This is a genomic window from Gemmatimonadota bacterium, from assembly GCA_016712265.1.
In the GTDB taxonomy this organism is placed as follows: Bacteria; Gemmatimonadota; Gemmatimonadetes; order Gemmatimonadales; family Gemmatimonadaceae; genus RBC101.
On sequence record JADJRJ010000003.1, the window covers coordinates 52,919 to 61,387 of the forward strand.

Here is an 8,469-nt window from a genome sequence, read left to right on the forward strand (position 1 = left end):
CTGAGAAACAGGGACGGATCGGAGCGTTCCTGCGGGGGAGGGTGCGAATTCCGCCCAACCCCAGATCCATGACCCCGCGCTGTGTCCGGTCCGCCACCATTGCCCTGCTCGCAGTAGTCGCCGCATGCGGAGGGCCAGCCGGGCCCAGCGTGCCGCCGCCGCCCACCCAGGCTACGGTCACCTCGGTGCAGGTCGCTCCGGCAGCGCTGCAGCTGGTCGAGGGAACGACCGGCGTGCTGGTCGCGACGGCGCGCGATGCCCAGGGAACCTGGTCCCCGGTGCAACCTTCACCTTGGTCGAGTAAGGCCAGCAACGTGGCCACGGTCTCCGGCACCGGCACCGTGACCGCAATCGTCGCTGGTTCAACGATCGTGAGTGCGACATCGGGCGGTGTCCAGGGTGCAGCGACGGTCACGGTCACGCCCGCGCTGCTGCTTATCGTCTCTCCGACAACGGCAACGACGACCGCTGGCGGGAGTGTGACGTTCAGCGTAACCGCCCTCGACGCCAACGGGAACGTGCGACCAACGCCCGCCGTCACCTGGACGTCGTCGAATACCGCCGTGGCCACGGTCTCCAGCAATGGCGTGGCAACCGGAGTGAGCGCGGGGACCGCCCTCAGCAGTGCCCGGGCCGGAAACCTGATCTCCTCCCCGGGTGGACTGGAACGTGACGAACCCGGGTCGCTGTGATGATATCGCAAGCCGGACGACGTTCACCGCCCTGATCTCGTGGACCTGGGGCCGGAACGAAGTCAACCGCGAGAATCACGAGATCAGCGTCCTGCACCGGGTCAACCTCACGAGCGCGCTCACACGTATCTCATCGCCGCTGGACGATGAGCAGACGTGGCAGGGCCTAGTGACCGGCAACGCCAGCGTGACCGACTACGACATCAACAACAACTCGCTGCCGCCCAACCGTACCACTCTCAGCGGCAGCGGGAACGTGCTCAGCACCTTCAACGGAAGTCCCCTACCCGGCGTCACCCTCAAGGTCCACCTGCCGACGTGCACCTATCGGTGGGAGGCGACCGCATGGATCGACATGGTCCTCACGGCGCCCGACGGTCGGACCGACCGCAGCCCGTTGCCGATCGGCACCCTGCGCCTCGGCTGGCGTCCCCTTGGTTCATGGACACGGAACGGGTTCACTGGGCCACAACCATACTTGTGGAACGCGTATGGTCTTTCGTGGTTGACGATGCCCGGGAACTCGCTCGCCGACAGCTACATCCCGGAGGGGTTCGGGCAACTCTACTTCGTGAAGGCGCTCAACACGACGGACCTCACGGCGCCGGGGCCATCGGGGGCCTGGGTGTTCAACTGATCCGCCGCGAGCTGGCGCTGACGGTGCCGAAGGGCGATCTCTGGGACTCCGAGGCGCCATGCGCGAGGCACGAGCGGCACGAGCAGCACGGGCAGCACGCTTCTCGTTCCGCGCTAACCTCACCAACCGCTCGTCCTGCGTCGTTGAGGACCCACTTCAGCTGGCCGCACCAGCGCCGTCTCGAGTTCGCGCTCCTGGAAAGGCTCGGTGAGGGTGAGAAAGTCGAAGATGTACGGGTCTTTAAGAGCCTGCTCCGCGAGATCTGACTGTGGCGTGGGAAGCAGTGCGGCGAAGTTCGAGACTGCCTTTCCATGCCGCGTGTGCGCCCTGGCCTCGATCTGCAGGCTGAGGACGTTTCGGCTCCATCCGTTGGCGAGGTCTGCTGCATGTACCAGCGCCGGGTGGCGAGGTCCTTTCACCTGCTCCATCAACAGGACATGGTGCGCCCATGGTACGGACCACAGGAGCGAGGTCGCCGTTCGCGCGGGGCGTTTCGCCACGGCGGCCGGGGCACTTTTCGTCCCGCCGAATTGCTGCCACCGGTGGCGAAATTGAGTCGGGGTCGGGGTACGCCCGGTGGAAGGCGATCATCCGGTCGATATTGCGCTCGGAGAAGCCCTTCAACTCCGGCCATGGACCGCGCTAACTTCGCGCGACCCTCGACCCCCGCGCCCGGGACCCCCACGTGCCTCGTCGCCCGCCCTGTCCATCGGCCCTCGTTGCGGCCCTGCTGTCCGCCAGCGCCGCACACCGCTCCGCGCGCAGCCACGCGCGACCGAATGTCGTCCTGATCTTCCCCGACAACCTGGGCTGGGGGCGAGGTCGGCGCCTACGGCAGCGCCGCGGCGTCCCGACCCCAAACATCGACAGCATCGCCGCCAGGGCATCCGGCTGGACAACTTCAACGTCGAGTTCTCCTGCACGGTCTCGCGCGCAGCCTTGCTCACGGGGCGATATGCCATTCGCTCCGGCGCGGCGCAGAACACCGGATCACCCTCTGGGAAGAGACCATCGCCGAAGCACTCAAGGGCGCCGGCTACGCCACGGCGCTCTTCGAAGTGGCACTCGGTGGCCGGAATTGGATCGACCATCGGACGCCCATCGACCAGGGGTTCGATCACTGGTATGGCATCCCGAACACGAGCAACGAGGCGCAGTGGACCACCTCCCCCGAGCTCAATCCCAATCCGGCAGACACCTCGTACATCTGGGAACAGAATGCCGGTGAGGCACCACGCAAGGTGAAGGTGTTCGACTGGACACGCGCCGCACCGTGGATCGCGAGGCGGCGCTCAAGGGAGTCGAGTTCATCGAGCGCAATGCACGCGCGCGGAAGTCGTTCTTCCTGTATTGCCCGATGACGCAGGTCCACTTCCCGACGCTCACCCACCCGGACTTCATCGGAAGACAGGGGCCGGTGACATGGGCGACGCGATGATGGACGTCGACTACAACGTCGGCCTGATCATGGCGGCGCTCAAACGCATGAAGCTGGACAACAACACCCTCGTGATGTGGTGCACCGACACGGCCCCGAGGACGTCGTCCGTGGCGCGGGTCGTCAGGACCCTGGCGCGGCTTCTACAACTCGGTGATGGAAGGCGGCATTCGCACCCGTGCGTGATGCGATGGGTCGGCACGATCCCGCGCGGGCAGGTGTCCAACGCGGTCTTCCATGAACTCGACATCTTTCGACCATTGCCGCGGCGGCAGGAATCAAGATGCCGGGCGACCGTCCGATCGACGGCGTGAACCAGCTCGCGTTCCTGCAGCGCAAGCAGTCGACGCCGCCGCGCACAAGCGCGCTGTTCTTCACCGGCACCAATGTCCGCGCCGCGAAGTGGAACGACTGGAAGTTCCACTACGCCTACCAGCCGGAGCCGCGCGTGACCGAGGCGCCGCTCATGCGGCTCTTCAACCTCCGCGCAGACCCGAAGGAAGAGAGTGACGTGGAAGGACGCCAACCCGTGGGCGTTGGGGATGTTCGACGGACTCATCGCCGAGTTCAACCGGAGCGCGGCCCAATTCCCACACGTGCCGGTTGGGGCGAAGGACCCGTACGTCCCGCCGCGACGACCGACGCCGTAACGAAGGGCGATACCCGTGGCGCCGACCGGTCGTCCCTGACACGGGGCGACCCGGGATCGGGTCTCCTGGTGGCAGGTGGGCGACCTCACCGCGGGTAACAGATCGGCCCAATGAGCACTCAACTGCTGTCCACGTTGCGCGAGGCGATCACCGACCGGCTTCTCTACTCGCTCGGCAAGGATCGCCTCACGGCCACGCCGCGCGATTGGTACCTGGAGATGGCGTTCGCGGCCCGCGATCGCATGATGCCGCAGTGGATGCAGGCCATGCACGCCTCCGAGGTGTCTCCCGGAAACGCGTGTGTTACCTGTCGGCAGAGTTCCTCACCGGACGGTTGCTGTCCAACAGCCTGCTCCAACATCGGGCTCGGCGACGAACTCCGCACCGCGCTCGCCGAGCTCGAGGTCGACTTCGAGGAGATCCAGGAGCCAGAGCCCGACGCTGCGCTCGGGAATGGGGGTCTGGGCCGGCTCGCCGCCTGCATCCTCGATTCGATGGCCACCCCTGGCGATACCGAGGATCGGCGAGCGGGATCCGCTACGAGTACGGCCTGTTTTACCAGGGCATCGAGAATGGGGCGCAGGTCGAGCATCCCGACACCCGGTTGCGGTTTCGCAACCCGTGGGAATTGTAGCGCCCGAGGTTTTGTACCCGGTGCGCTTCGGCGGCCGGACGGCGCACCCGTCCGATGGCCACGGCAACGTCCGGGCCCACTGGCTCGAGGCCGACACCGTGTTCGCCATGGCCTGCGACACGCCGGTGCCTTTGCTACAACAACGCAACGGTCAACAACCTCCGCCTCTGGTCCGCAAAGGCCACCCGCGACTTCAACCTCCAGCGGTTCAACGAGGGGGACTTCCGTCGGGCGGTCGAACAGAAGACCGAGTCCGAGAACCTGGCCAAGGTCCTGTACCCGACGACTCGACGGCGGTGGGGCGCGAGTTGCGACTGAAGCAGCAGTACTTCTTCGTCCAGCGTCGTTGCCAGGACATTCTCCATCGCTTCCTCGCGACCGGCGAGCCATTCGACGCCCTGCCGGAGCACGTGGCCGTCCAGCTCAACGATACGCACCCCACGGTCGCCATTCCCGAGCTGATGCGGTCTGCTGGTCGATGAGCACGCGCTGGCGTGGGAAGCGCGCCTGAGAGATCACGCGACAAGTCTTTCCCATACGAACCACACGCTGATGCCTGAGGCGCTGGAGACGTGGCCGGTCACCCTCTTCGGCCGCGTGCTCCCGCGACACTTCGAGATCATCTACGAGATCAACCAGCGCTTCCCGGACGAGGTGCGCCGGTCTCACACGACCGACCTCGACCGCATCCGGCGTTTGTCCATTGTCGCGGAGGAGGGGGCCGCTGGATTCGCATGGCCAACCTGGCGATCGTCGGCAGCCATCACGTCAACGGCGTCTCGCAGCTGCACACCGACCTGATGCAGGCGAGCGTCCTTGCCGGACTTCCATGCCATCCGTCCCGCGGCCTTCGTGAACGTCACGAACGGCGTCACACCTCGCCGGTGGCTGCACCACGCCAACCCGGGCTCGCGGCGCTGATCACCGAGCAGATCGGCGATGGCTGGGCGACCGACCTGCGGCAGCTGGAACGCCTCGTGCCTGGGCCGACGATGCGGACTTTCGCGACCACTTCCGGCGCGCGAAAGCAGCGACAAGCAAGCAGCGCCTGCAGGGACTGATCCACGACCGGACCGGCCTGGCGGTGAACCCCGATGGCCTGTTCGACATCCAGGTCAAGCGGATCCACGAGTACAAGCGCCAGCTGCTGAACGTGCTGCACGTCATCACGCGTTACCGTCGCATTTGCGAGGGGCGCGTGGCCGGCATGGGGTCCCGCACCGTGATCTTCAGCGGCAAGGCCGCGCCCGGGTATGCGTTTGCGAAGCTCATCATTCGCCTCATCCACGGCGTGGCTGATGTGGTGAACCGCGACCCGGCGGTCGGTGACCTGCTCAAGGTCGCCTTCATCCCTAACTACAACGGTCGGAACGCCGAGGTGATCATCCCGGCATGTGACCTCGGAGCAGATTTCGACCGCGGGGACCGAGGCGCTCTGAACGGGCAACATGAAGCTGGCACTGAACGGAGCGCTGACGATCGGGACGCCTTGACGGCGCCACGCTGGAGATGCAGGCGGCGGTGGGCGACGACAACATTTTCATCTTCGGGAAGACCGCCGCCGAAGTGGCGGAGTGCCGGGCGGCCGGATACAACCCGTGGGACGTGTACCGGGCGAACGATGACGTGCGGCAGGCCCCATGACATGATCGCGGACGGTCACTTTCTCCCCTGCCGAGCCGTCACGCTTCCGCGAGGTTGTCGATCGGCTGACGGAGGGTGGCGACCAGTACTCCTCCCGACCTGACTTCGCGTCGTATGTCGCCTGCCAGGAAAGTGTCGATGCGCTCCACCAGCGCCCAGGACGAGTTTTTCGGCGCGCCGTGGCGGAACGTGGCGCGGATGGGGTATTCTCCAGCGACCGCACGGTCGCCGACTACGCCCGCCTGATCTGAAACGTCGAAGGCGCGGTGACCTGACCGTTCCTGAGGAACCACGGCCGGCAGAACGCCGGCCTGCGGACGGCGGAACGCCGGCCTTGCGGGAAACAGCCGCCTAACGACGCGTGTACGCCGCGACGACCGTAGCCGTCGCGCCGTCGCCACCGCGTCGCGACGTGCGGACCGTGAGCCGTCCCCGTGCGTCGAGGGTGAGTTCCTGCCGCACTCCCGAGCGCCCCCCGGCGGGAGGTTGACACCGGGCCGGCGCGGGGTACTGCGTGCGGTAATGACCATCGTCGCGCCGTTCCAGGTGACCGTGGATCGAGAGGGCGGCGCAGCCTGCCCGGTCACGATCCGGTTGCGCGACTCACCTCCCGTCGAGGGCGTAGGGCGAGCCGCACCTTGGGTTGCAGGTCGTACGCCGTGAAGTAGTTGAACGTCACGACCAGACGGGCGGCGTCCTGGGCGATCGTGATGGGTGATCCCCGGCCTGTGCCCATGTCGCCGGCAAGGGAAGGCCGCGTCCCCGGTGGCCGCGACGGTGCGCGCCGGGCGGCGGAGCCCACGCGAATCCAGGTAGCGCTTGAGGTCAGGGCGCTGGGCGTGGGCGACCGACGCCACGGCGAACGCGAGGACGGCAGGAATGAACGCGACATGGAGCGAACCTGCGAGCCTGGCGGCTTGGTCCAGCCTTTGGCACCGCCTCAGCCCGGTCAGCCGCGACTCCAGCAGGACGGTGACCCCTGGAACTGCGGCGCACGACCCTTCGTGCTACTGCGGGTCGAGAGGAGACGATATTGAGAAATCTAAGGTGGCACTTTAGATTTTCATATGCCGCTCATCGCCCGACTGGATCACCCCCACCTGGAACGGGCCGCGAAGGCTTCCCGAGCTCGTCCTCACGGGACCGCGACGCCGGCAAGACCACGGTCCTGAAGCACGCCTTCCTGGGTTGACGTCGTCGCGCTGACGCCCCAGACATCCTCGCCGCAGTGCGGGCCGACCCGCGCCGATCCCCGGATGAACGACGTGGCGTCACCATCCTCGACGAGATCCAGAACGTGCGCGCCGGAGCCTTCGCGTACCTCAAGAAACGCATCGACCACGAACCGAAGCATCGCGGTCGGTGGCTCCGACCGGTTCGCAGGAGGCGCCCTCGATGCAGCACGTCACGGAGTTTTCGCGGGGCGGGCGGCCGTCCTGACTGTTGGCGCCGCTCGCCGCGGCGGAGCTGCCAAAGGTCACCCTGCTGCACGGAGGGTTTCCTCGAGGTCGTCCTTTCGGCCCCGCGACCGATCGCTCTTGGTTCGAGTCCTGCCCTCCAGAGCGTACTCCTCGAACGTGACGTGCGGGCCGTGCTCAACGTGCGGGGATCTCTCGACCTTTCGACGGTTCCTCACCCTGCTCGCCGACGCACGGGCCAGTTGTTCATCAAGGCGGACCTCGCCGCACCACTCGGCGTCTCCATTCCAACCATCGGTGAGTGGATCGGCGTCCTTGAGGTCACCGGCCAGCTCTTCGTCGTGCCACCGTATTTCGAGAACCCCGGCAACGCCTGGCGGAAGACACCCCTCTTTCTTGCCGACAGAGGGCTCACCTGTCACCTGCCAGGTGTCACGAAGATGGAAGACTGGAACGTTCCCGTTCAAGGGCGCGCTGTTCGCGGGATGGTGGCATCCGAGATCGTGAAATCGCAGCTGAATGGCGCCAACGCGGCGCGAACTCTACTTTCTTTCGCGATCACCAGGGGTTCGAGGTGGATCTTTCCTGCGCCGTGGGTCGGACACGCTCCTGATCGAGGTCAAGACGTCGAGCACACTCCCCTGCCACCGCGGACGCGGCCCATGTCTCACGATTTCAGAGCGCGCCTCCGGGGTTCGACGAAGGCCGGGGTCGAGTACCGCGCGGGAGGACGCGCCCGGTCACTGAGGCCATCCTCCCAGGCGTACGCGCTGTGGACATCGCCGATTTCATCGGAGAGCCGAATACCACGACCGTCGCACCTGGCACGGAGCGCCGCCGCGGGAAGCACGTCGCGGTAATCGGCACGCCATCCCTGGGCTGACCGCGTAGCTACCCTGCCGGCCGCCGTGTGCGAGCTGAGGGATCGTTCATGGCCCTACCCTGCCGGGCCTTGTTGCCCCCTCTTCACCGGCGGCGATCTTCGCAGAACGCCATCAGGCCCAGCTCCACTCTCACCGCGGCCAGCTCCCATGCGACAGCTCCTTTGTTCCTCGCGCTCGTCACGGCCTCTGCCGTGCCCGTCATCGCCCAGGACACAGATTCCACGCGGCCCCGCAGCGGTCGGGCGCGGCGCATTCGCGTCCGTATGAGCGGGGTGATCACCGCCGAGGCGAAGACCAGCGCGGGTTGTTCAATGTGCAACGCGTTGGCGAGCGACTCGCTTCGAGATCCCGCGACGCGAACTTTCCGGCGCGACCAGCTTCCTGATCGGTCGCTACGCTTCGCGCGGCAGCCCCAACGGGCGGAGGACGGCGGCGGCGGTGGTGGCGGTGGCCAGACTGCGTATGCGGGCGA

8 protein-coding genes and 2 pseudogenes are annotated in these 8,469 nt (G+C 66.7%); 6 read left to right on the forward strand and 4 right to left on the reverse strand.

Translation table 11 applies throughout. From position 1 onward, the window contains the following. The first annotated feature begins 68 nt into the window (after positions 1-68). A complete protein-coding gene (locus tag IPK85_00400; GenBank protein MBK8245866.1) occupies positions 69-692 on the forward strand; it encodes an Ig-like domain-containing protein in 624 nt (207 codons plus the stop codon). Continuing rightward, positions 670-1,329: a hypothetical protein gene (locus tag IPK85_00405; protein ID MBK8245867.1), complete on the forward strand. Its 660-nt coding sequence runs from the start codon at positions 670-672 to the stop codon at positions 1,327-1,329. The genes IPK85_00400 and IPK85_00405 overlap by 23 nt, the downstream gene beginning before the upstream one ends. Positions 1,330-1,448: 119 nt before the next feature. On the opposite strand, the pseudogene IPK85_00410 reads toward IPK85_00405, so the two are convergent. Further along, positions 1,449-1,920, reverse strand: a pseudogene (locus tag IPK85_00410) (DUF1016 family protein). Between IPK85_00410 and IPK85_00415 the strand changes: the two are divergent. From IPK85_00415 to IPK85_00430, 4 genes and pseudogenes are all read left to right on the forward strand, one after another. Continuing rightward, positions 1,906-2,574 carry a sulfatase-like hydrolase/transferase gene (locus tag IPK85_00415; protein MBK8245868.1) on the forward strand — a complete coding sequence of 223 codons (669 nt, stop codon included), beginning with the start codon at positions 1,906-1,908 and terminating at the stop codon, positions 2,572-2,574. The pseudogene IPK85_00410 and the gene IPK85_00415 overlap by 15 nt on opposite strands. A gap of 105 nt (positions 2,575-2,679) precedes the next feature. Then, the gene (locus tag IPK85_00420) at positions 2,680-3,081 is read left to right on the forward strand and encodes a sulfatase-like hydrolase/transferase (GenBank protein MBK8245869.1); all 402 of its coding nucleotides are present in this window, start codon (positions 2,680-2,682) and stop codon (positions 3,079-3,081) included. Continuing rightward, positions 3,051-3,515, forward strand: a complete 465-nt coding sequence (locus IPK85_00425; protein ID MBK8245870.1) for a hypothetical protein — start codon at positions 3,051-3,053, stop codon at positions 3,513-3,515. Before IPK85_00420 ends, IPK85_00425 begins: the two co-directional genes overlap by 31 nt. A gap of 12 nt (positions 3,516-3,527) precedes the next feature. Beyond that, positions 3,528-5,946, forward strand: a pseudogene (locus tag IPK85_00430) (glycogen/starch/alpha-glucan phosphorylase). A gap of 332 nt (positions 5,947-6,278) precedes the next feature. On the opposite strand, the gene IPK85_00435 reads toward IPK85_00430, so the two are convergent. The 3 genes from IPK85_00435 to IPK85_00445 all read right to left on the reverse strand — a co-directional run bounded on the left by IPK85_00435 (position 6,279) and on the right by IPK85_00445 (position 7,580). Further along, entirely contained in the window at positions 6,279-6,587 is a 309-nt protein-coding gene (locus IPK85_00435) for a hypothetical protein (GenBank protein ID MBK8245871.1), read from the reverse strand. Between the two features lie 243 nt (positions 6,588-6,830). After that, positions 6,831-7,037, reverse strand: a complete 207-nt coding sequence (locus IPK85_00440; GenBank protein ID MBK8245872.1) for a hypothetical protein — start codon at positions 7,035-7,037, stop codon at positions 6,831-6,833. Positions 7,038-7,172: 135 nt separating this feature from the next. Further along, positions 7,173-7,580, reverse strand: coding sequence for a hypothetical protein (locus IPK85_00445; GenBank protein MBK8245873.1), 408 nt, complete (start codon positions 7,578-7,580; stop codon positions 7,173-7,175). Between the last annotated feature and the right edge of the window lie 889 nt (positions 7,581-8,469).

Bases quoted from the DNA above. Each gene is read 5' to 3' on its own strand.
- IPK85_00400 (MBK8245866.1), top strand. From the start codon at position 69: ATGACCCCGCGCTGTGTCCGGTCCGCCACCATTGCCCTGCTCGCAGTA.
- IPK85_00425 (MBK8245870.1), top strand. From the start codon at position 3,051: ATGCCGGGCGACCGTCCGATCGACGGCGTGAACCAGCTCGCGTTCCTG.
- IPK85_00435 (MBK8245871.1), bottom strand. From the start codon at position 6,587: ATGTCGCGTTCATTCCTGCCGTCCTCGCGTTCGCCGTGGCGTCGGTCG.